Source organism: Streptomyces sp. UNOB3_S3 (assembly GCF_020740895.1).
Classification (GTDB): Bacteria; Actinomycetota; Actinomycetes; order Streptomycetales; family Streptomycetaceae; genus Streptomyces.
Genome location: NZ_JAILXP010000092.1, coordinates 1 through 20735, shown reverse-complemented (window position 1 = coordinate 20735; position 20735 = coordinate 1). Strand labels below are relative to the sequence as shown.

18 protein-coding genes are annotated in these 20735 nt (G+C 75.8%); 8 read left to right on the top strand and 10 right to left on the bottom strand.

Annotated elements, in window-relative coordinates:
• Positions 1-246 precede the first annotated feature (246 nt).
• Positions 247-1032 (top strand): M15 family metallopeptidase, encoded by a 786-nt coding sequence (locus tag K6I33_RS12930; RefSeq protein ID WP_229351147.1) that lies wholly within the window; start codon positions 247-249, stop codon positions 1030-1032.
• Between the two features lie 7 nt (positions 1033-1039).
• On the opposite strand, the gene K6I33_RS12925 is transcribed toward K6I33_RS12930, so the two are convergent.
• From K6I33_RS12925 to K6I33_RS12910, 4 genes are all read right to left on the bottom strand, one after another.
• Positions 1040-1648 carry an ATP/GTP-binding protein gene (locus K6I33_RS12925; protein WP_229351145.1) on the bottom strand — a complete coding sequence of 203 codons (609 nt, stop codon included), beginning with the start codon at positions 1646-1648 and terminating at the stop codon, positions 1040-1042.
• A gap of 152 nt (positions 1649-1800) precedes the next feature.
• Positions 1801-2307, bottom strand: a complete 507-nt coding sequence (locus K6I33_RS12920) for a DUF742 domain-containing protein (protein WP_229351143.1) — start codon at positions 2305-2307, stop codon at positions 1801-1803.
• An 11-nt stretch (positions 2308-2318) separates the two neighbouring features.
• Positions 2319-2780, bottom strand: coding sequence for a roadblock/LC7 domain-containing protein (locus K6I33_RS12915; protein WP_229351141.1), 462 nt, complete (start codon positions 2778-2780; stop codon positions 2319-2321).
• Positions 2777-5038 carry a nitrate- and nitrite sensing domain-containing protein gene (locus tag K6I33_RS12910; RefSeq protein WP_229351139.1) on the bottom strand — a complete coding sequence of 754 codons (2262 nt, stop codon included), beginning with the start codon at positions 5036-5038 and terminating at the stop codon, positions 2777-2779. Before K6I33_RS12910 ends, K6I33_RS12915 begins: the two co-directional genes overlap by 4 nt.
• 262 nt (positions 5039-5300) lie before the next feature.
• Here K6I33_RS12910 and K6I33_RS12905 point away from each other — a divergent pair, with 262 nt between their 5' ends.
• Positions 5301-5684 (top strand): hypothetical protein, encoded by a 384-nt coding sequence (locus K6I33_RS12905; protein WP_308297142.1) that lies wholly within the window; start codon positions 5301-5303, stop codon positions 5682-5684.
• On the opposite strand, the gene K6I33_RS12900 is transcribed toward K6I33_RS12905, so the two are convergent.
• A complete protein-coding gene (locus K6I33_RS12900) occupies positions 5665-6639 on the bottom strand; it encodes a LysR family transcriptional regulator (RefSeq protein ID WP_229351137.1) in 975 nt (324 codons plus the stop codon). The genes K6I33_RS12905 and K6I33_RS12900 overlap by 20 nt on opposite strands.
• An 88-nt stretch (positions 6640-6727) precedes the next feature.
• Between K6I33_RS12900 and K6I33_RS12895 the strand changes: the two genes are divergently transcribed.
• Both K6I33_RS12895 and K6I33_RS12890 read left to right on the top strand, forming a co-directional pair.
• The gene (locus K6I33_RS12895) at positions 6728-7648 is read left to right on the top strand and encodes a zinc-binding dehydrogenase (RefSeq protein WP_229351135.1); all 921 of its coding nucleotides are present in this window, start codon (positions 6728-6730) and stop codon (positions 7646-7648) included.
• Positions 7645-8628 carry a S9 family peptidase gene (locus K6I33_RS12890; protein ID WP_229351133.1) on the top strand — a complete coding sequence of 328 codons (984 nt, stop codon included), beginning with the start codon at positions 7645-7647 and terminating at the stop codon, positions 8626-8628. Before K6I33_RS12895 ends, K6I33_RS12890 begins: the two co-directional genes overlap by 4 nt.
• A 54-nt stretch (positions 8629-8682) precedes the next feature.
• Here K6I33_RS12890 and K6I33_RS12885 read toward each other — a convergent pair whose 3' ends face one another.
• The 5 genes from K6I33_RS12885 to K6I33_RS12865 form a co-directional block, all read right to left on the bottom strand.
• Positions 8683-13416 (bottom strand): hypothetical protein, encoded by a 4734-nt coding sequence (locus K6I33_RS12885; protein ID WP_229351131.1) that lies wholly within the window; start codon positions 13414-13416, stop codon positions 8683-8685.
• Between the two features lie 38 nt (positions 13417-13454).
• Positions 13455-14360 carry a hypothetical protein gene (locus K6I33_RS12880; RefSeq protein WP_229351128.1) on the bottom strand — a complete coding sequence of 302 codons (906 nt, stop codon included), beginning with the start codon at positions 14358-14360 and terminating at the stop codon, positions 13455-13457.
• A gap of 271 nt (positions 14361-14631) precedes the next feature.
• Entirely contained in the window at positions 14632-16173 is a 1542-nt protein-coding gene (locus tag K6I33_RS12875; protein WP_229351126.1) for a hypothetical protein, read from the bottom strand.
• Positions 16174-16296: 123 nt separating this feature from the next.
• Positions 16297-17265 carry a DUF979 domain-containing protein gene (locus tag K6I33_RS12870; RefSeq protein WP_229351124.1) on the bottom strand — a complete coding sequence of 323 codons (969 nt, stop codon included), beginning with the start codon at positions 17263-17265 and terminating at the stop codon, positions 16297-16299.
• Positions 17262-17960, bottom strand: coding sequence for a DUF969 domain-containing protein (locus K6I33_RS12865; RefSeq protein ID WP_229351122.1), 699 nt, complete (start codon positions 17958-17960; stop codon positions 17262-17264). The genes K6I33_RS12870 and K6I33_RS12865 overlap by 4 nt, the downstream gene beginning before the upstream one ends.
• Positions 17961-18118: 158 nt before the next feature.
• Here K6I33_RS12865 and K6I33_RS12860 point away from each other — a divergent pair, with 158 nt between their 5' ends.
• From K6I33_RS12860 to K6I33_RS12845, 4 genes are all read left to right on the top strand, one after another.
• A complete protein-coding gene (locus K6I33_RS12860; protein ID WP_229351120.1) occupies positions 18119-18772 on the top strand; it encodes a GntR family transcriptional regulator in 654 nt (217 codons plus the stop codon).
• On the top strand, positions 18769-19527 hold the full coding sequence (locus K6I33_RS12855) for a LamB/YcsF family protein (protein ID WP_229351118.1): 759 nt from the start codon (positions 18769-18771) through the stop codon (positions 19525-19527). The genes K6I33_RS12860 and K6I33_RS12855 overlap by 4 nt, the downstream gene beginning before the upstream one ends.
• The gene (pxpB, locus tag K6I33_RS12850; protein WP_229351116.1) at positions 19524-20186 is read left to right on the top strand and encodes a 5-oxoprolinase subunit PxpB; all 663 of its coding nucleotides are present in this window, start codon (positions 19524-19526) and stop codon (positions 20184-20186) included. The genes K6I33_RS12855 and pxpB overlap by 4 nt, the downstream gene beginning before the upstream one ends.
• The coding region (locus K6I33_RS12845) for a biotin-dependent carboxyltransferase family protein (RefSeq protein WP_229351113.1) at positions 20183-20735 on the top strand (553 nt) is incomplete at its 3' end. The genes pxpB and K6I33_RS12845, both read left to right, overlap by 4 nt.

Here is a 20735-nt window from a genome sequence, read left to right as displayed (position 1 = left end):
GGGGTACCGGGTGCGGGTGCGGGGGTGACCCTGCGGGTGCCGTTGCCCCAGCCCCGCCCTTTCACCGTTTCCCGGGGGCAAGCCCCCGGCCCCCCGGGGCGGGCGGGCCGTCGGGGCTTCGCCCCTGGGCCCGGAGCGCTCGGGGACCGAACGCCCCCGAGGCAGCAGGCCTCCGGCCGCCGCGCGGGGCCCGGCGCGGCCCCCGCCCCCTTTCGCGTCGCTCTCGCGGCTGGTATTCCCGTGGCCATGTCGAGATTCTCCGCGCTGTGTCGCGCGCTCGTCCTTCCGTTCGCCGCGCTCGCGGCGCTCGCCTCCGCGCCGGTGGCTTCCGCGGCGCCGTCCGGTTCGAAGCCGCCTCCGGGTTTTGTCGCCCTCGCCGATGTCGATCCGACGATCGTGCAGGAGATGCGGTACTTCACCCCGCACAACTTCACCGGCCACCGCGTCGACGGCTACGAACGCCCGCGGTGTCTGCTGACGCGCCCGGCCGCCGAGGCGCTGCGGCGGGCGCAGCGGGTGCTGCTGCGGCAGGGGCTCTCGCTCAAGGTGTACGACTGCTTCCGGCCGCAGCGCGCGGTGAACGACTTCGTGGCGTGGGCGAAGGACCTGGGCGACGAGCGGATGAAGGCGGAGTTCTATCCGCGGGTGGCCAAGTCGCGGCTGTTCGAGGACGGCTACATCGCGGCGAAGTCCGGGCACAGCAGGGGCAGCACGATGGATCTGACGATCGTGCGCCGGCCGGCGTGGCCCACACGTCCGTATGTGCCCGGTGAGCCGCTCGTGCCGTGCTTCGCTCCGCGGTGGCAGCGTTTTCCCGACAATTCCGTGGACATGGGTACGGGTTTCGACTGTTTCGACACCCTCGCCCACACCCTGGATCCACGGATCCAGGGGCGGCAGCGGGCCAACCGGCTGTTGCTGAAGTCGGCGATGGAGGGGGCGGGGTTCGTCAACCTCCCGGAGGAGTGGTGGCACTACACGCTGCGCGGTGAGCCGTACCCGGACACCTACTTCGACTTCCCGGTCCGCTGAGGGCGGTTCAGACCGTCGCCGGGCGGCGGGCCGTGATGCCCGTCGCCAGGGCGTGTTCGACGACGGAGACCAGAACCCGTTTGACGGATTCGCGCTCGCGGGCGTCGCACATCACCACGGGGACCTCGGGGTCGAGGTCGAGGGCGGCGCGGACGGCCTCCGCGGGGTGGCGGGGGGCGCCGTCGAAGCAGTTGACGGCGAGGGTGAAGGCGATGCCGCGGCGCTCGAAGTAGTCGACGGCGGCGAAGCAGTCGGCGAGCCGGCGGGTGTCGGCGAGGACGACCGCGCCGAGGGCGCCCTGGGCCAGTTCGTCCCAGAGGAACCAGAAGCGGTCCTGGCCGGGGGTGCCGAAGAGGTAGAGGACGAGGTCCTCGCGGAGGGTGATCCGGCCGAAGTCCATGGCGACGGTGGTGGTGCTCTTGGCCTCGACGCCCGAGAGGTCGTCGACCGGGCGGCCCGCCTCGGTCAGCAGTTCCTCGGTGCGCAGGGGCTTGATCTCGCTGACGGAGCCGACCAGCGTGGTCTTGCCGACGCCGAAGCCGCCGGCGACCAGGAGCTTGAGCGTCAGCGGCGCGGCCTGGGGCTGTATTCCGCGGTCAGGGCGCCCGAAAACCATGGGATTTCCTCCGAATTCAGGGTCGGTGCGACATGGCGCTCCCCCGTGGTCGTGCCCCCCGTGCCCCCGTGCTCCCTCTCGGTAGTGATCGTTCCGTATGGACGGCGGTCTGTTCAACCCCCTTCCGGCCCCCTTCCATGGGCCGGCCGGCCTCACAGGGCGCGGAGGCCGTCTATCACCTCGCGCAGGATGCCCGCGTCGGGCAGTTCCGCCGGCGGGACCGGGCGGGAGACCCGGACGTACCCGGCGTCGATCAGATCGCCGACCAGGACCCGGACCACGCCGACCGGCAGGTCCAGCGTGGCGGCGAGCTCCGCGATGGAGTGCGGCTGCCGGCGGGCGAGGTCGGCGATGTCGAGGTGTTCCGGCGAGAGGGTCCGGTCGGCGATCGCGTACGCGCCGCCGGGGTGGGCCAGCAGGAACTCCTCGGCGATGACGAGCGCGATCAGGTCGAGCCGGCCCTCGGCCGGGGCCTTGGTGCGGCCCCGGGTCATGGTGTACGGGCGGACCACGGGGCCCGCCGCGTCGTCGTACCACCGGGCGGTGTGCTCGCCGGCGCGCGCCCCGCCCGGGCGGGCGGGCGGACCCCACCGGCCGGTGGTCCCGGCCGTGGGCCCGGAGGGTGTCTGCCGCGGGAACGCGGTGGGGTCCTCGGTCATACCGCCGCCGGTCACTCGCCGGCGACGCCGGTGCGCGGAGCGGTGGCCAGGTGCGCGCCCACCCGCTTGACGAGCAGCGTCATCTCATAGGCGACCTGGCCGATGTCGGAGTCGGCGTCGGCGATGACGGCCAGACAGCTGCCGTCGCCGGCGGCGGTGACGAACAGGAAGGCCCGGTCCAGCTCGACCATGGTCTGGCGGACCTCGCCCGCCGCGAAGTGGCGGCCGACGCCCTTGGCGAGGCTGTGGAAGCCGGAGGCGACGGCGGCGAGGTGTTCGCCGTCCTCCCGGGACAGGCCCTTGGAGGTGCCCTTGGCCAGACCGTCGCTGGAGAGCACCAGCGCCTTGCCGACGCTGCCGACGCGCTCGACGAGATCGTCGAGGAGCCAGTTGAGCTCGCCGGATCCGCCGCCCGGGCGGTCCTCGCCCGCCGTGGACGGAGTGTTGCGTATCGCGGCCTGGTGTGCGGTCATCGACCGTCCCCCTCAGTTGTCGTTCGTGGTGCTGTGGTGCTCGTCGTCATCTCATTGTCCTCCCGTGCCCGTTGCCAGCCGCGCTGGAGGGCAGCCATGCGGGCCCGCACCTCCTCGGCGTCGCGGTCGGGCTCCGGGGCGGGACGGGTGCGGGCGGTCTCCGCCGGGGCGGGCTCCCGCAGCTGTGGGGCGAGGCTGGCCTGCCGGACGCGCCGGGGCAGGCCCCCGGTGGGGGTGCGCTCGTCGTGGGGGCCGTCGGCGGCCTGCTGGTGGGTCTCCTCGTGGGGGAGCACCGCGCGACGGGCCGGGCGTCGTACGACGGGCCGGCCGCCGGTGTCCTCCCGGTCCGCCCGCGCGCCGCGCGGGGCGCTCTCGGTGAGCAGCGCGGACGGGATGAGCACGACGGCGGTGGTGCCGCCGTACGGGGAGGGCTGGAGGGAGACGCGGACGCCCTGGCGGCGGGCGAGCCGGCCGACGACGAACAGGCCGAGGCGGTCGGTGTCGGACAGCTCGAACTCGACAGGATCGGCGAGGCGGAGGTTGGCCTCCGGCAGCGCGTCGGAGCCCATGCCGAGGCCGCGGTCGTGGATCTCCAGGGCGAAGCCGTTGGGGACGCGCTCGCCGAGGACGTGGACGGCGGTGTGCGGCGGGGAGAAGACCGTGGCGTTCTCCAGGAGTTCGGCGAGGAGGTGGGTGAGGTCGGCGACGGCGGGGCCGTCGAGGGCCAGCCGCGGCAGCCGGCGCACCTCGATCCGTTCGTACGCCTCGACCTCGCCGACGGCGGCCCGGACGACGTCCATCAGCGGGACGGGCTTGCGCCACTGCCGGGAGGGGGCGGCGCCGGAGAGGATGACCAGGCCCTCGGCGTGGCGGCGCATCCGGGTGGTGAGGTGGTCGAGGCGGAAGAGGTCGGCGAGGTGGTCGGTGTCCTCGGTGCGGCGCTCCATGGCGTCCAGCAGGGTCAGCTGACGGTGCAGCAGGACCTGGTTGCGGCGGGCGAGGTTGACGAAGACGTCGGAGACGCCGCGTCGCAGGTCGGCCTGTTTGACGGCTGCCTCGACGGCGGCGCGCTGGAGGGTGTCGAGGGCCTGGCCGACCTGGCCGAGTTCGTCGGGCCCGTGGACGAGGCGGGGGACCTCGGCCTCGACGTCGACGCGCTCGCCCGCCGCGAGGCGGCGCATCACGCCCGGCAGCCGGACGCCCGAGGCCTCGTGGGCCTCCTTGCGCAGCCGGTGGAGGTCCTTGACGAGGTCGCGGCCGACGCGGAAGGAGATGACGACGGAGCAGACGAGGGCGATCAGGCCGAGGATCCCGGCGACGACGGCCTTGGTGATGACGCCGAGGGCGACGGGCCGGACGCGGTCGCTGAAGCGGTCGATGGCCTCGGTGCTCATCCTGCCGAGGTCGTCGAGGACGGGGGTGACGGTGGTCTGCCAGCGGCGGGCGTCGATGGTGTGCGGGGCCCGGGCGGAACCGGCGAGGACGACGGTGTCCTCGGCGGCGCGCAGCGCCTCGGCGTTGGTGCCGCGCCAGTAGTCCTCGTAGGTCTTCTGCTCGGCGACGGGCAGGACGGCGAGGTGGGTGTTGTAGAGGGTGCGGCGTTCGGCGATGTGGTCGGAGAACGCGCGTAGATCCTGGCGGCTCATGCTGCCCGCGGCGAGGGCGGCGGCCAGCAGGGCGTCCTCGCGGGCGACGGCCTCGCGGGCGCGGCCGAGGCCCACCATGGCGCGGCTCTGCCGGTCGGTCTCGGCGTCCTGGAGGGCGGCGAGGCTGCCGAGGAAGTCGTAGTAGGGCTCGATGATGTCGTTGTACGCCTGGAGGGCGGCGTAGCGGGTGAGGTCGCCGTCCTCCGCCTTGCGGCGCACGCCGGGGAGCCCGTCGAGGGTCTTCTCCAGGATGCGGAAGCGCCGGGCGGCGGTGGGGCTCATGTCCTCGCGCACATCGCCGCGGATGCCGGCGCGGAAGGCGGCGACCGCCTTGTCGGTGGCGCGCTGCTCGGCGCGCAGCGTGTCGAGGACGTCGGCGCGGCGGGCGTCGGCGAGGTGGACCAGGGTCTGCCGGCGCTCCTTCTGGAGGGTGCGGACCATGTCCCCGGCGGGGTAGCCGACGGTGCGCATGACGTCGGCCGCCTCCATCAGCTGGACGGCCTCGTTGCCGGTGATGACGGTGGCGAAGGCCCACAGACCGGTCAGGGACACCAGGGGCACCAGGAGCAGCGTCACGATCTTCCGGCGGATCGACTTCCCGCGAAAGCGCATGGCCTCCCCTACGTCAACCCCGGCGCACGGGGATGGTGTTCCGATAGATCGTGGCGACAGTGATGCGCCGTGAGCCTACTACTGCGAAGGACTCGGCTCGAAGGCCAGTACGTCCGGGGCACATCGGTCTGGCCGGATTTCTCCTTCGTGCCGGGGAACCTTCGGGGCGTCCCGTTCGCTCTTCCCTCACAGGGGAGGCGGGGCTGTTCCGGGCGCTTCGGGAGAACCCGTGCGGGGCAGCCACAGGGGGAGGTGAGCCGCCATGGACCTGGATCGTGACGTCTCGTCCCATGACTCGGGCGGGCGCAGGCCGTTGTGGGTCGAGGAACGGGCGCGCAGGCCGCGCATGCCCGATCCGGTGCGTTCGTCCGCCGTGCGGGCGGTCCTCGTGATCGCGGGGACGCTGGAGGTGACCACGGTGACGGTGCTGTTCGCCCTCGCCGGGACGTGGCTGGTCCTGCCGGCCGTGCTGTGCGCGGTGGCGGGGACGGTGGCCGCGACGTGGGCGGTGCTCGATGTGTGGGTGACGCGTCAGGTGTGGCGCCAGCGGCACGGTGTGGTGTCCGTGCCGAGCAGTTCGGCCCGGGCGGTGCGCAAGGCACGGCGTGCGCGCTTCCCCGGGGCGGTCAGCCCGGAGCGGCTGTAGGCGCGGCGGGCGCGGGCGCGGCGGCCGTGGGGGCGTGGGCGGGCGGTTCGGGCAGCCAGTCGCGCGCCGGGTCGTACTCCAGCCAGCGGCCGCGCCCGGCTTCCGCCGCGCACGCGGCGGTGAGACCGCTCAGCCCCGGGTGGGTGTCGCCGGTGCGCCACAGCAGCGACCAGGCGTACAGCGGCGTGGGGTCCACGAGGGGGACGGAGCGCAGCCCGGGGAGCTCCGGCAGGGGCAGGTCGGCGGGCAGCAGGGAGAAGCGGCGCGGGTCCGCCGCCACTTCGGTGAGGAAGTGGGTCAGCCCCAGGTTGACGCTCGTGGCCCGGTCCACGATGCCGAACCGGTCGGCGAACTGGTGGAGGAAGTCGAGCCGGTCCAGCGTGCCGGGTGCCCACAGCACGCTGCCGCGCAGCTGGTCCGGCCGGAGCGCCGGTGCGGCCGCGAGCGGGTGGTCCGCGCTCAGGACGGCGTCCACCGGTTCGAGGCGGACGAGACGGTGGGTCAGCCCCGTGTGCAGCGGGGGGTGGACGCGGCCGAAGGCCGCGTCGATGTCGCCGCTCAGCAGGGCCGCCGTCACCGACGGCAGATCGCGGCCGTGCCCCGGCTCCAGCTCGCCGGCCCGGCCGGCGACCCGGGCCAGCGTCCGCATCGGCGCGTAGAGGTGGCCCCAGACGTCGACGCGCAGCGGGCGGTCCGTGCCGATCGCCGCCGCGACGGCGGCGTCGGCGGCGGCCAGGGTGTGCCGGGCCGGGGGGAGGAAGCGCTCCCCGGCCCCGGTGAGGCGCACCCCGGTGCCGCCGCGCAGGAACAGCTCGGTGCCGAGCAGGGATTCCAGCCGCGCGATCCTCTTGGACAGCGCCTGCTGGGAGATGGCGAGCGTCCCGGCGGCCCGCCCGAAGTGCAGTTCCTCGGCGGCACGGACGAAGGCGCGCAGCTGCGCCACGTCGAGATCCATGGCCCCACCTTAGGTGACAACCAAAGGTTGTCGGCCGTGCTCGTCCGTTGTTGGATCCCGGCGCGGTCGCGGGGGTTGCATGGCGGGCATGCGAAGACTGATTCCCACGGGGGACGCGGCGCGTCCGGTCGCGTTCGCCGAGGTCCCCCAGCCCGTCCCGGAGCCCGGTGAGGCGCTGATCAAGGTCGAGGCGTTCGCGCCGAACCGGGGCGAGACCTTCCTTCTCGAGAACCCCCGGCCGGGGCTGCTGCCCGGCAAGGACGTCGCCGGGCTCGTCGTACAGGCCGCCGCCGACGGCTCGGGCCCCGGCATCGGCACCCGTGTGGTCGGGCACCCGCCGCTGGGCGGCTGGGCCGAGTACGCCGCCGTGCCCACCCACTCGCTCGCGGTGCTCCCGGACAGTGTCGGCACCGTACGGGCGGCGGCCCTGCCCCTGGCCGGGATCACCGCGCTGCGGCTGCTGCGCACGGCCGGTTCCCTGGCCGGCCGGCGGGTGCTGCTGACCGGCGCCTCGGGCGGCGTCGGCCACTACGTCACCGAGCTGGCCGTCGCGGCCGGGGCCGAGCTGACCGCGGTGACGGCCACGCCGGCGCGCGGCGAGCGGCTCGCGGAACTGGGCGCGGAGGTGGTGCACGAGGTCGCGGCCGCCCGGGGGCCGTTCGACGTCGTACTGGAGTCGACGGGCGGGCCGGATCTGCCGGTCGCCCTGTCGAAGACGCGCCCGGGCGGCACGCTCGTCTGGTTCGGCCAGGCGAGCCGCACCCCGGCGACCCTCGACTTCTTCCAGCTGCTGGGCGGGCCCGAGCGCGTCACGATCCGGCACTTCCACTACGCGGGCGCCCCGTACGGCGACGACCTCGCGACGCTGGTGCGTCTGGTGGAACGGGGGCGGCTGCACCCCGAGATCGGCCGGACCGCCGGCTGGGCGGAGACCGCCGCCACCCTGGTCGACCTGCGGGAGCGCCGGATCCGCGGCAAGGCCGTCCTGCTGACGGGAGGAGCACGATGAGCGCGTCCGAGTTCGCCGCCGCCCAGTGGACCCGCGCCACCGGCGCGGGCGTCGACCCCCACGAGTACCGGCGCGTCACCGACGGCCTCGCCACGGTCACCGACTGGGGACCGGCCTTCCTGCGCACCGGACAGGCCTACCTTGAGCGCGCCGAGAACGCGGAATCCCCCGCCTCGGCGGGCGAGTACCTGCTGATGGCGGCCCGGTGGTTCCACGTCGCCACGCTCGCGCCGTACGCGGAGGCGCCGCGCGCCGCCGCCGAGGCGGACCGCGCCCTGGGCAGGGCCCTGGCGGTGCTGGAGCCCGGCGCCCGGCGCGTGAGCGGCGAGGGGTTCACCGGCTGGCTGCGCGGCCCCGCCGACGCGCCCGGCACCGTGGTCGTCGTCCCCGGCCTGGACTCGGCCAAGGAGGAGTTCCTCGACGTGGTGTCGGCGCTGCTGGCCAGGGGGCTGGCCGTGTTCGCGATGGACGGCCCCGGGCAGGGCTCGCTCGCGGCCACGTCGGTTCTCAGGCCGGACTACGAGCGGGTGGTGGGCCGGGTCGTCGACGCCCTCGGCGTCGCGCGCGTCGGACTCGTCGGCCTCAGCCTGGGCGGCTTCTTCGCGGCCCGGAGCGCGGCGCTGGAGCCGCGCGTGGCGGCTGCCGCGACCGTCAGCGGCCCCTTCCGCCTCGACTGGGCGGAGCTGCCCCCGCCGGTGCGGGACATCCTGGTCCGGCGCACCGGCGGGACCGACGCGGCCCGTGAGTTCGCCGGCCATGCGGACCTCTCCGCCCTGGCGCCCCGCATCGCGGCCCCACTGCTGGTCGTGGACGGCGGCGAGGACGTCATTCCCGGCGTGACGAACGGCGAGCCGCTGGCCCGGCTGGCGCCGCACGGCACCTATCTGTCCGTCCCGCACGGTGACCACCTGCTGGGCAACGCGCGGGCGGACTGGCTGCCCCGGCTCGCCGACCACATCGCGCGCACCCTGGCGGGGTGAGCCCGCCCCGGGCCGCGTATGCCCGCCCGGTGCGCCGGGCGGGCATACGGCCGGTCAGGTGTGCGCGGGCTCGGGGACGTCGTCCGCCGGGCGTCGGTACATGCGCGTGGCCGTGATCTGGCCGTGCACCTTCTCCTCCTCCGGGTCCTGCGGCTGCGGAAGCCCGGGGCGCAGGTGCTCCTCGACGCTGATGTACTTCAGGCCCGCCCGCAGGTCCGCGTCATTGCGCAACCGGATGACCAGCGGGAACTCGGCGAGGGCCGTCGTGTCGAACAGGCCGGTGGTGTAGAGCAGCTGGACGCCCAGCGCGTCGGCGACGGCCCGCTGGAGCTCCAGCAGGTACGTGGCGTTGGCGCGGCCGATGGGGTTGTCGAGGAACAGGGTGCCCGCGTGCGCCTGCTTGTCGCGGCCCCGGTCGTTGCTGCGCAGCGCCGCCATGGTGCAGTACAGCGCGATCGCGGCGGTCAGCAGCTGGCCGCCGGAGAAGACGTCGCCCATCTGCCCGACGGGGACGCGCTCGGCGCGCAGCACGGCGTCCGGCTTGAGGATCTCCACGGCCACGCCGCGCGGCAGCAGCGCCGCCCGGACGCCGCGCAGCAGCAGCGACATGCCGTCACGGCGCAGGTCGGAGTTCTTCTTGACGGCGGAGCGGGTCGCCTCGTCGATGACCTCGCCCAGCCGCTCGGTGAGCGTGGCCTGGTCGGGGTCCTCGAAGCGGATGCGCAGGAACTCCTGTCCCGACCACTCCCCCAGGCCCTCGGGCAGCCGGGAGAGGCGCTGCGCGGAGCGCAGCGTGGTCAGCGAGGACTCCACCAGCCCGCGCAGCCGGTCGACGATGCTGTCGCGGTTGCGCTCCAGCTGCTCCAGCTCGTCGGTGAGGACGCGCAGGCGGGGCGCGAAGGCCTCGGCCCAGGCGGTGGCGTGCTCGGGCAGGGCGGCGGCGGGCAGTTCGCGGATCTGCTGCCGGGCGGGGGTGCGCACCTGCTCGTAGCGGGTGGAGTTGGCGTGCCGGACGAGCACGTCGCTCGCCTCGCGGACGGCGGCGTCGGCGGCCGACAGGTCGCCCGCGCAGCCGCGCAGCGAGCGCCGGGTCTCGGCGGCGGCCTGCCGGGCCTCCTCCAGCGTCCCGGTGTACGGCTCGGGCTGCTCGGCGTCGTCCTCGGGGGTGTTGTCGCGCAGCAGGTCGCGCAGGAGCGCCGCCGTGTCGTCGAAGCCGGTCGCGGCGTCCTCGGCGGCGCGGTGGGCGCGCAGCAGGTCGCCGTGGGCGGTGCGGGCGGCCTCCAGGGCCTCCGTGCGGGCGGTGAGCTCGCCGGTGGCGGTGCGCAGCAGTTCCTTGGCCCGGTCGGCGCCGTCGGGCACGAGCTCCTCGGGGAGCTCGGTGTGGGCCTCGGCGTCGGCGGGGGCGAGGCGTTCGGCCTCGCCGCGCAGCCGGCCCAGCTGCTCGCTGGCGGTGGACGCGCGGGACTCCAGCATCGTCACGAGCGACTCGGCGCGGGCGGCGGCGGCCTGGCGGGACGGGCCGTCGGCGCCGTCGGTGCCCTCCAGGAGCTGGGCGGCGCGGGTGCGCACCTTGTTGGTGAGGCGGTCGAGTTCGGCGCGGGCGGCGGTCTCGTCGCTCTCGGCGCGGGCCTGCTCGGCGCGCAGGTCGGCGCCGACGCCGACCTTCTCGTAGACCTGGGAGGCGGCGCGGTAGGCCTCGCGGAGGGCGGGCAGGGAGGCGGTCGGCGCGTCGGCGGTGCCGGCGACGTCGTCGGGGGCGCCGGCGATCTCCGCGCGCTCGGCGCGCAGGGCGCGGGTGGTACGGCGCGCGTCGTCGGCCGCGCGCTGGGCGGCGCGGCGGTCCTCGTCGGCGGCGCGGGCGCGGTCGACGCAGATCTCGGCGCGCTCCTCGGCCTCGGCGGCCTCCTCGGCCAGTTCGCGCGCCCTGCTCTGCCAGTTGGCGCGCTCGCGCAGCCGGTAGGCGAGGCCGGCGAGGGCGTCGGCGACGCGGCGGGCGCGCTGGGCGGTCTCCTGGCGCTCGTCGCGCTCCCGGGCCGCCTCGGCGGCGGCCTGCTCGGCCTCGGCGCGGGCCGTGCGGGCCTCGGCCAGGGTCTCCTGGGCGGTGTCGGCGACGGTGCGGCAGCGCTCGGCCTCGGCGGCGAGCTCGGCGAGCCGCCCGGCGGGGCAGCCGGCGCGCCAGGACGACAGGCGGGCGGCGAGCGTGCGGTCGCCGGCCAGCCGGGCCGCGACGGCCCGGATCTCCTCGTCGCGGGCCAGGGCCCGCTCGCGCAGGGCGTGCCGCTCCTCGTCGGCGGCGCGCTCGTCGTGCATGGCCGGGTTCGGCGGGACGAGGAACACGCCCTCGCCGCCGTCGCCGTCCGCCGGGGCGGGCGCGAGCAGCGCGGCGGCGGTGCCGACGGCCACGGCCGAGCGCGGCAGCAGGGAGGCCGCGCCGAGCGCCTCGCGGGCCCGGGCGTGCGAGTCGGCGTCGGTGATGATGACGCCGTCGACGAGCTCGGGGCGGGCGGCCAGGACGGCGGCGTGCTCGGCCGGGTCGACGGACTGGGCGAGGTAGCGCCAGCCGGGCAGGGCGGGGATGCCGTGCTCGCCCAGGTACTCCACGGCGGCCAGCACGTCGGGGCTGGGCGGCAGCAGGCCGCCGTCGCCGAGGGCGCCGAGGATGCGGGAGTCGTCGGCGGCGGCGGTGCGCAGGTCGAACAGCTGCCGCTCGGCGGCGGCGACGTTCTCGTCGAGCAGCTCGCGCAGGGCGTCGGCGCCGCGGTCGAGTTCCTCGGCGGTGAGGGTTCCACCGGACGTGCTGCCGGGTGCGCTGCCGCGCCGGGTGCCGGAGGGGCTGTCGCCGGGTCCCCCGGCTGCGGCCGCGCCAGGGCCGGCAGTGGCACCGTCCGCGCCTCCGGCGCCGGAGGCGCCCCGCTGGCCCGGGACCTGCCCGGAGGGCTGGGGCTCCGGCAGGCCGAGCAGCTCGATCAGGCGGGGCTCCGCGCCGATGGACTCCGCCGCGCGGCGCTCGGCGCCGTACGCGGTCTCCGCCGCCGTCGCCGCGTCGGCGGCCCGCGCGGCGGCGAGTTCGGCGCGGCCCTCGGCCGCGGCGGCCTCCTTCGCCCGCTCGGCGGACTGCCGGGCCGTCTCGCGGGCACTCTCGTAGGCGGCGACGGCCGGCTTCTCGGCGTCGCTGGCGGCGAGCGCGGCACGGGCCGGGTCGGCGTCGGGGCCGCTGTCGTCGATCCAGCCGGCGCGGACCGCCTCGGCGGTCTCCTGCTCGACCTCGGCGAGGCGCTGGCGCAGATGGCCCGCCTCGCTGCGGGCGCGCTGGGCCTCGGTGGCGGCGGTGGTGGCGTCCCGGTGGGCGGCCTCGCCGGCCTCCTGGAGGGTGGCGGACCGTTCCTCCTGCTCATTGGCGAGCCGCTCGCCCTCCTCGGCGGCGGTGTTCAGGGCCCGTACGAGCTCGGCGGCGGCCAGGGAGCGGGCGGCCAGCGCGGGGGCGGCGTCCCGCTCGGCCTCGTGGATGGCGGCGGCGACGCGGGCGGAGCGGTCGGCGGCGGCGCGGTGGCGCAGCACGGTCTCGGCGGCCTGCCAGGCGGAGTGGAGGGTGCGGGCGTCGTTGAGCTCGCGGCGCTGGGCGGCGGCGGACTTCTCGGCGGCGGCCAGGGCCAGGGAGGCGTGGCGGTAGGCGAGTTCGGCGGCGACCAGGGAGGCGCGGCCGCGCCCGGTCTCGGCGTCGGTGACGGCGTGCGCGGCGGCGGCGACCCGTTCGGCGAGCTCGACGGCGCGGCCGCGCTCCTCGGCGCCGCGCGCGGACAGCCGGCGGGCCAGGTGGCGGGTGCGGCGCTCGGCGCCGGTGTGCACGCCCCGGGCCCGGTCGCGCTGCTCGGCGGCCTCCGCGATCCGGGAGAGCAGGTCGAGGGAGCCGGCGGTGAAGTCCCGTTCGGCGGTCAGCTCGGCGCGGCGGCCCAGCTTGTGGGCGAAGCCGTGCACCAGGTCGGCGAGGCCGTCGGTGTCACGGGTGTCGGTGACCGCGCGCAGCAGCAGGTCGGTGAAGTCGGAGTCGTTCTTGACGGCGAAGAGGCCGGCGGCCTCGCCCTCGTCCGCGTTCATCTCGCGCTGGTAGCGGAAGAGCTCGGGGTCCAGGCCGAGCTCGCCGAGGTGCTCGTTCCAGCGCTCGTGGATCTCCTCCCACACCACGTCCAGGTTGGGGTAGGCCTTGCCGGCCTCGGTGAGGGCGTCGCGGAAGCCCTTCATGGTGCGGCGGCGGCCGCGGGCGCCGGAGGCGCCGTCCGCCTTGGGGCGCATCGCGGTGGACTCGGCGACGGGCAGCGAGTCCAGGCTGAGGCCCGGGCCGGGGCGGAACGAGTACCAGGCCTCGGCGAACTTGCGCGGGTCGTTGGAGACCTGGCGGCCGCGCCACTCGCTGACCTTGCCGACGACGACGCTCTCGCCGGTGAGGACGTGCTGCCACTCCAGGGCGACGTGGCCGCAGTCGTCGGCGAGGAGGAACTTGCGGAGCACGCCGGAGCTGGCGCCGCCCAGGGTGTTGCGGTGGCCCGGCAGCATCACCGAGAAGATCAGCTTGAGCAGGACGGACTTGCCGCCGCCGTTCTCCAGGAAGAGCACACCGGCGGGCGCGGGGCGGCGCGGCGGGCCGACGGGCTCGTCCTCGAAGAAGTCCGCCTGCGTGGGCGCGGGGTTCGGCACCGGCGCGCCGACCCCGCGCAGGTCCAGCACGGTGTCGGCGTAGCGCGCGCCGGCGGGCCCGATGGAGTAGAGGCGGACCCGGGACAGCTCGTACATGGCGGCGGACTCTCGTTTGCTTGTCTCTGGTTGACGGGTTACGCGTGGAAGGGCAGGCCGGCGTCGGCGACCAGTTCGAGGTCGTCGCTGTCGTCCGGCGGGAGCAGGGTGGGGGTGCCGTCCCCGACGGGGACGACGCCCAGCTCCAGGAGCTCGGCCATGGCGGCGGTGCCGGCCATGTCGCGGACCTGGAGCTGGTAGCGGGCGGTGGTGCGGAAGGCGCCGCCCGCGTCGTCGCCGGTGCGCTGGAGGAAGCCGGAGTCGACGAGGAAGGCGACGGCCTTGGCGATGATGCCGGTGGTGGAGCCGGCGAGGCGGCGGGCGTCCTTGGTGGCGCCGGTGGCGCTGCGGCGCGCGTAGACCCGCCAGGCGGCCTCCAGGCCGGGGGCGTCGCTGGTGGGGTCGGTGTTCTCGCCCTGCTCGGCGGCCCGCTCCTCCAGCCTGCGGCACGCCTGGCGGACGAACGCGTCGACGCCGTTGACGGTGACACGGCCGATGTAGCCGTCGTCGGCGAGGTCCTCGGGGCGCGGGAAGGCCATGGCCGCGACGGCGAGGTGGGCGAGGCCGTGGAGGAAGCGGTCGCCGGAGTCGACGGTGGCCCGGCGGGCGTAGTCGCCCATGCGGACGGCGAAGACGGAGTCCTCGGCGGCGGTGACGGCCATGCCGGCCCGGGTGGAGACCTCCAGCACGACGAGCCCGAGCCCGGCGGCGACGGCGTCGGCGAGGCGCGCGAACGCGGGCTCGTCGCGGTGGCGGCGCAGCAGGTCGGCGTACTCGGCGTCGCGGGCGGGCTGGAGCTTGGGCTGGAGCCCGAAGGCGATGAGGCGCGCGGCGTCGGCGGCGTCGGCGGGCGTCACCTGTGCGGTGCCGCTCGCCGCTCGGGGTTCGCCGGTCTCACCGTCGGCGTCCGGCCGCGCCGGATCGTAGGCCTCGTACTCAGTCACGTTCGCTTGCTCCTGCTGGGGGTCCATGGGGTGAGGTTCGTTCGGCACCGCCGGTCCGCGCGGCGGTGGTTGCTCGCCGTGGCGGCGGGGGTGCGGTGCCCCGGTCCCGCCCCTTCCCGTTTCCTGGGGGCGAGCCCCCAGCCCCCCGGGGTCCGAGGCGCGGCCCCGGGAAACGGTGGAAGGGCGGGACCGGGGCCCCACACCCGCCGCGACGGCGAGCAACCCCCACCGGCGAGCCCGGCGATGCCGGACCGGCCCCGGGCGGCGGCGCTCACGACGCCTCCGCGCGGTCCGCCGCCATACCGGCCGCGTCCAGGAGGGCCCTGCCCACGATGAGGTCGGCGCCGCCGAACTCGGGGTCGTCGAGGCGGGTGCCGTCGTCGACGGCGAAGAGCAGGGACTGCTCGCCCTGGCGGTAGGCCGTGCCGACGGAGGGGCTGGCGGCGTGGACGGCCAGCAGGGCGACGAGGTAGGGCAGTTCGGGGTCGCGGCGGCGGGCCTCGGCGAGGAGGCCGGAGAGGCGGCGCGGCGCGTCGGCGGGCAGGTCGAGCAGCTCCAGGGCGCTCGCCAGCTGCTCCTCGCTGAAGCGGCTGTCGTCGGGCGTCTCGACCAGGTCCGGCTCGGGCATCTCCGCGCCCAGGTGCTCGCGCTCGACGGGCGGCGTGAGCAGCATCTCGACGAGGTCGCCGACCCGTACCGAGGCCGGGACGCGCAGACCCGTACCGCGGGCGAAGAAGGCGTCGGTGACCCGGCCCGCCCGCTCCAGGGGCAGCGGCAGCACGGGTGCCAGGAGCTGGCCGTAGAGGTCGAGGCCGGCGCCGGAGGCGGGTGTGGCGAAGGCCTGCCGGTCCTGCTCGGCGCGGAAGAGCGGGCCGGCCTCCAGGAGGCGGGACTGGAGCTGGGTGTGGCGGCGGATGCAGTCCTTGACGATGTCGACGAGCTCGGCGGCGCGCCGCTTGTGCTCGGCCGTCTTCGGGTCGACGGCGGCCTCGGCCTCGTCGCGCGCCTTGCGGATGTTGGTGAGGATCGCGTTCTCGTGGCGGTAGCGGTCGGCGACGTGGTCGAGCGCCTCGGCGATCATGTCGGGGACTGTCCGGAGCCAGTCGACGGCGCGGACGTTGCGCCGGGTGGCGTCGAGGGTCTTGCGGAGGGTCTCCGCGTACTGCACGGTGCGGTAGCGGGCCTGCTCGGCGGCGAGCTGGGCGTCGGCGAGACGGCCCCGGCTGATGAGGACCTCCAGCTTGACCTCGGCGGCGATCTGCGCGCTGGTGACGTCCGTGTCGAGGGCGCCGACCAGGACGTTGACCGCCTCGTCGGTGGTGCGCAGGAAGACCGTGCCGCCGGGCCCGGGGACCTCCTCGATGAGCTTGAAGTCGTAGTCCCGCCTGACGTACGCGCCGTCGGCGCCGAACGTGCCGTAGACGGCGCGGAAGCCCCGGTCGACGCTGCCGACGTTGATGAGGTTCTCCAGGACCCAGCGGGCGACGCGTTCGTGCTCGGCGGCCGGCCGTTCGGGGGCCTGCGCGGCGACGCGCGGCTGGAGCCTGGTCACTATCTGCTCGTGGTCGGCCCCGGTGTCGAAGTCCATGTTGAGCGTGACGAGGTCGATGGCGGCCAGTGCCACCTCGGCCATGGCGTAGACGCCGAACTCCCCCGCGAGGTTGGCCTTGCGCGCGTCGAGGTCGTGCAGCGGCGCGGTGCAGGCGAGCGCGCGCAGCCGGCGGGCCAGGCCCTCGTCGGCGGCCGGGCCCGGGGCAGGGCGCGAAGGCCCGTTGAGCTGGGGCGGAACGGCCGCCGGGGCTGGAGAAGTCACGTCGCACAGAGTAGGCGGTCGCACCGACAACGGACGAAACGGCGCGGGGCTCGCCCGGCCTCGGGCCCCTCAGTCTAGGGCGGGGCCCGGCCGGGGCGGACGGCGGCCCTCCGGACCCGCCCCTCAGACGGCGAAAACGGACATGATGCCTATATTGCAGCCGAGCAGGACGAACGCCGTGGGCAGCTGCGCCTTGATGGGCCCGTACTGGTCCGTCAGCTCCAGCAGGGCGGCCGGCACGAGGTTGTAGTTCGCGGCCATGGGGGTGACCAGCGTCCCGCAGAAGCCGGCGAGCATGCCGATGGCGAGGACGGCGGCGGCGTTGCCGTGCGCCTGCTCCACGAGGACCGGCCAGCCGACGGCGGCGGTCATCACGGGGAAGGCGGCGAAGCCGTTGCCCATGACGGCGGTGAGGAGGAACATCCCGCAGCAGTAGACGACGACCGCGAGGAAGACCGAGCCCTCCGGCAGGACGGCCGTGGTGAGGCGGCCGACCTGTTTGCCGACGCCCGCGTCGGCGAAGATGGCGCCGAGCGTGGCGAGCAGCTGCGGCAGCAGCATGGCCCAGCCCATGGACTCCAGCATCGAGCGTCCCGCGTGCAGGGGGACGGACAGCCGCCGCTCACGCAGCATCACCATGCCGAGGGCGAGCCCGACGACGGCGCCGATGCCCAGCCCCAGGACGGTCTCGCTGCCCTTCTGGAGGACCGGCTCGCCGCCGAGGGACAGCCGCTTCAGCCCGACCGCGCACACCAGGGCGACGGCGGGGATGGTGAGGGCGGGCACGAAGAGCGCGTTGCCGTGCCGCCGGGCCCCGGCCGCCCGTTGCTCCGGGCCGGCGGTGCGGGGTGTGCCGCGGCCGGTGAGGCCGAAGCCGGCCAGGCAGGCCATGACGAGGACGGCGGCGCCCAGCGGTTCGGGCGGGGCACTCCCGTCGGCCACCCAGGTGCCGTAGCAGAAGCCCGCGCCGAGCAGGCCCCAGAACGCGGCGGTGCCCAGGCGCCGGGGGTTGGTGCGGTCGGCGAGCATCTGGGCGGACATCACCAGGAGGACGCCGCCGACGAGCCAGTAGAACCACTCCGCCTTGATCATTCGACCGCGTCCTCCGGTTCCCTGTGGTGCGTCGACGGGTGCGCGAGGGCCCGGTCCAGGCGCACCAGCCGCCAGCCGTGGACGGCGAGGGCGCACAGCGCGGTGGGGACGGCCCACAGCGCGAGGTCCAGCGGCTCCAGCCGTGTGTGGTACGTGGTGTTGACGAACCCGGTGATCAGCAGGATCGAGCCGACGGCGAGGAAGACGTCCTCGCCGAAGAAGAGCCCGACGTTGTCCGCGCTGGCGGCGAACGAGCGCACCTTCTCCCGGGCCCGGGCGGGCAGCGGCCCGTGGCTCCGCTCGGCAGCGCCCTCCGCCATGGGCGCGGCGAGCGGGCGCACGGTCTGGGCGTGCCCGAACACGCCGTTGAGCCCGAGGGCGGCCGTGAGCTGCCGCAGCAGGAGGTAGAGGGCGAGGAAGCGGCCGGCGGTGAGCCCGGCGAAGCGGCCGATCAGTTCCCGGGCCTGCTCCTGGAGGCCGTGGCGCTCCAGGAGGCCGATGACGGGGAGGGTGATGGCGAAGACGGTCACCGCGCGGCTGGAGGCGAAGCCGGTGCCGAAGTCGGCGAGGATCCGCTGCGGCGACAGCCCGCCCAGCAGGCCGGTGACGATGCCGGCCGCGCCGACCACCAGCAGGGGATTGCGCCTCGTGGCGAAGCCCGCGACGACCACGAGGACACCCAGGAGTACGAGCATGCGTGGGCCTTCCGCATTCCCGGACCTCACTCGATCAGGTGAGGCGACTGCGGAGGACGCTAAGATATTGTTCAACAATCCTCAATAGGTGACGCCGGACGAATGTGCGAACCGGGCGGCCCCGAAGGGGATTTCCGTCGAGCCCGTGGGGGAAGTCCATGGCACGGACCACCGCTTCCGGCGCCCAGCGCGTCGCCGCGGCACTGCGCGACCGCATCGAGGACGGGGAACTGCCGCCCGGCACCCGGCTGTCGGAGGAGGCCCTGGGGCGGGAGCTCGGGGTGTCGCGCAACACGCTGCGCGAGGCCTTCCGGCTGCTCGTCCACGAGAACCTCGTCGTCCACCTCCTCAACCGCGGGGTGTTCGTCCGGGTCCTGGAGCCCGCCGACGTCGCGGACATCTACCGGATGCGGACGGCCTTGGAGACCGCGGGCGTACGGGCGGCCCCCGGCGCCCCGCCCGCCGCGCTCACGGCCCTCACGGCCGCCGTGGCCGAGGCCGAACGGGCCGCCGCCGAGGGCGACTGGCGGCGGGTCGGCTCGGCGGACCTGCGCTTCCACCGGGCGCTCGCCGCGTTCACCGGCAGCGCGCGCGTCGGCACGGCGATGGACCGCCTGCTGGCCGAACTGCGGCTCGCCTTCCACGAGATGCCCTCGCCCCGGCGCTTCCACGAACCGTTCGTCGCGCGCAACCACGCGATCGCACGGCTGCTGACGGACGGCGCGTACGAGCGCGCCGAGGCGGAGCTGACCACCTATCTGGACGACGCGCTGGCGATCGTCCTCGACGCGATGGGGGAGACCGACCGATGACGCCGATGGACCTCAACGCCGACCTCGGCGAGGGCTTCGGCCGCTGGCGCCTGACCGACGACGACGCCCTGCTGTCCGTCGTCACCAGCGCCAACGTGGCCTGCGGCTTCCACGCCGGCGACCCCTCCACCATGCGGTGGGTGTGCGAGCGCGCCGCCGAGCGCGGGGTGCGCGTGGGGGCGCAGGTCTCCTACCGCGATCTCGCGGGCTTCGGCCGCCGTGCCATGGACGTGCCCCCGGACGAGCTCGCCGACGAGATCACCTATCAGATCGGCGCGCTGCGGGTCTTCGCGCGGGCCGCCGGTACGGACGTGACGTATGTGAAGCCGCACGGCGCGCTCTACAACCGTGTGGTCACCGACGCCGAGCAGGCCGGGGCCGTCGTGAGCGGGGTGCTGCGCGCGGGAGGGGCGCTGCCCGTCCTGGGCCTGCCCGGGTCGCGGCTGCACGAGGCGGCGGAGCGGGCCGGGCTGCCGGTCGTCGCCGAGGCGTTCGCCGACCGCGCGTACACCGGGCTCGGCACGCTCGTGCCGCGCCGGGAGCCGGGGGCCGTGGTCCACGACCCGGACGCGGTCGTCGCCCGGTCCGTCCGGATCGCCCGTGACGCGGAGGTCGCCGCGCTCACCGGTGAGGACGTGGCCGTCCGGGCGCGTTCGCTGTGCGTGCACGGCGACACCCCGGGGGCGGCGCTGCTGGCCCGGCGGGTGCGCAAGGCACTCGAAGCCGCGGGGGTCGCGGTGGAGGCGTTCGCGTGAGCGCCACCGGTGGCGCCCCGGGCGCGCCCTTCGACGGCCGCGCGCGGCGCGTCCTGCCCGTCGGGCGGCACGCCCTGCTCGTGGAGGTCGCCACCACCGAGGAGGCCCAGGCCCTCCACGCCGAGCTGCTGCGGCGCCGGGACGCGGGCGCCCTGCCGCCCGTGCGCGAGATAGTGCCGGCGGCCCGGACCGTGCTGCTGGACGGGCTCGCCGACCCACGCGGCCTCGCCGCCGAGCTGCCCCGCTGGGACGTGCCGCCCGTGGCCGCCGCCGACGCGCCGCCGGTCGTGCTGCCCGTCCGCTACGACGGGGCCGACCTCGCGGAGGTCGCCGCGCTGTGGGGGGTGGCCGAGGACGAGGTGGTACGCGTGCATTCCGGCATCGAATTCCGCGTCGCCTTCTGTGGTTTCGCGCCGGGATTCGGCTACCTCACCGGGCTTCCGGAGCGTCTCCACGTACCGCGCCGGGCCACGCCGCGTACCTCCGTCCCCACCGGCGCGGTCGGGCTGGCCGGCCCGTACACCGGCGTCTACCCGCGCTCCTCCCCCGGCGGCTGGCAGATCGTCGGGCGGACGGACGCGGTGCTGTGGGACCCGGAACGGGAGCCGGCGGCGCTGCTCGCGCCGGGGACGCGGGTCCGCTTCGAGGAGCGCGGATGACCGGGGCGAACACGCTCACGGTCGTCCGGGCCGGTGCGCTGACCACCGTCCAGGACCTGGGCCGGCCCGGCCACGCCCACCTCGGCGTGCCCCGCTCCGGCGCCCTCGACGAGCCCGCCCACCGGCTCGCCAACCGCCTGGTCGGCAACCCGGTGGAGCACGCCGCGCTGGAGACCACCCTCAACGGCTGCGCCGTGCGGGCCGACAGGGCCGTCACCGTGGCCGTGACGGGCGCGCCGTGCCCGGTACGGGCCGGCGGGCGGCCGGTGGCGTGGGGCGCGCCGGTGCGGGTGCCGGCGGGGGCGGTCCTGGAGGTGGGCGCCGCCACGGCGGGGCTGCGGTCGTACGTGGCCTTCGCGGGCGGGGTCGTGGTGCCGCCGGTGCTGGGCAGCCGGTCGCGGGACCTGCTCTCGGGGCTGGGCCCGGATCCGCTCTCCGACGGCGCCCGGCTGCCGCTGGGCGCGCCGTGCGGGGCGCCGGCGGGCGTGGACGCCGTGCCGTGCGGGGCGCTGCCGCTCGGTGAGCTCGTCCTGCCGGTCGTTCCGGGGC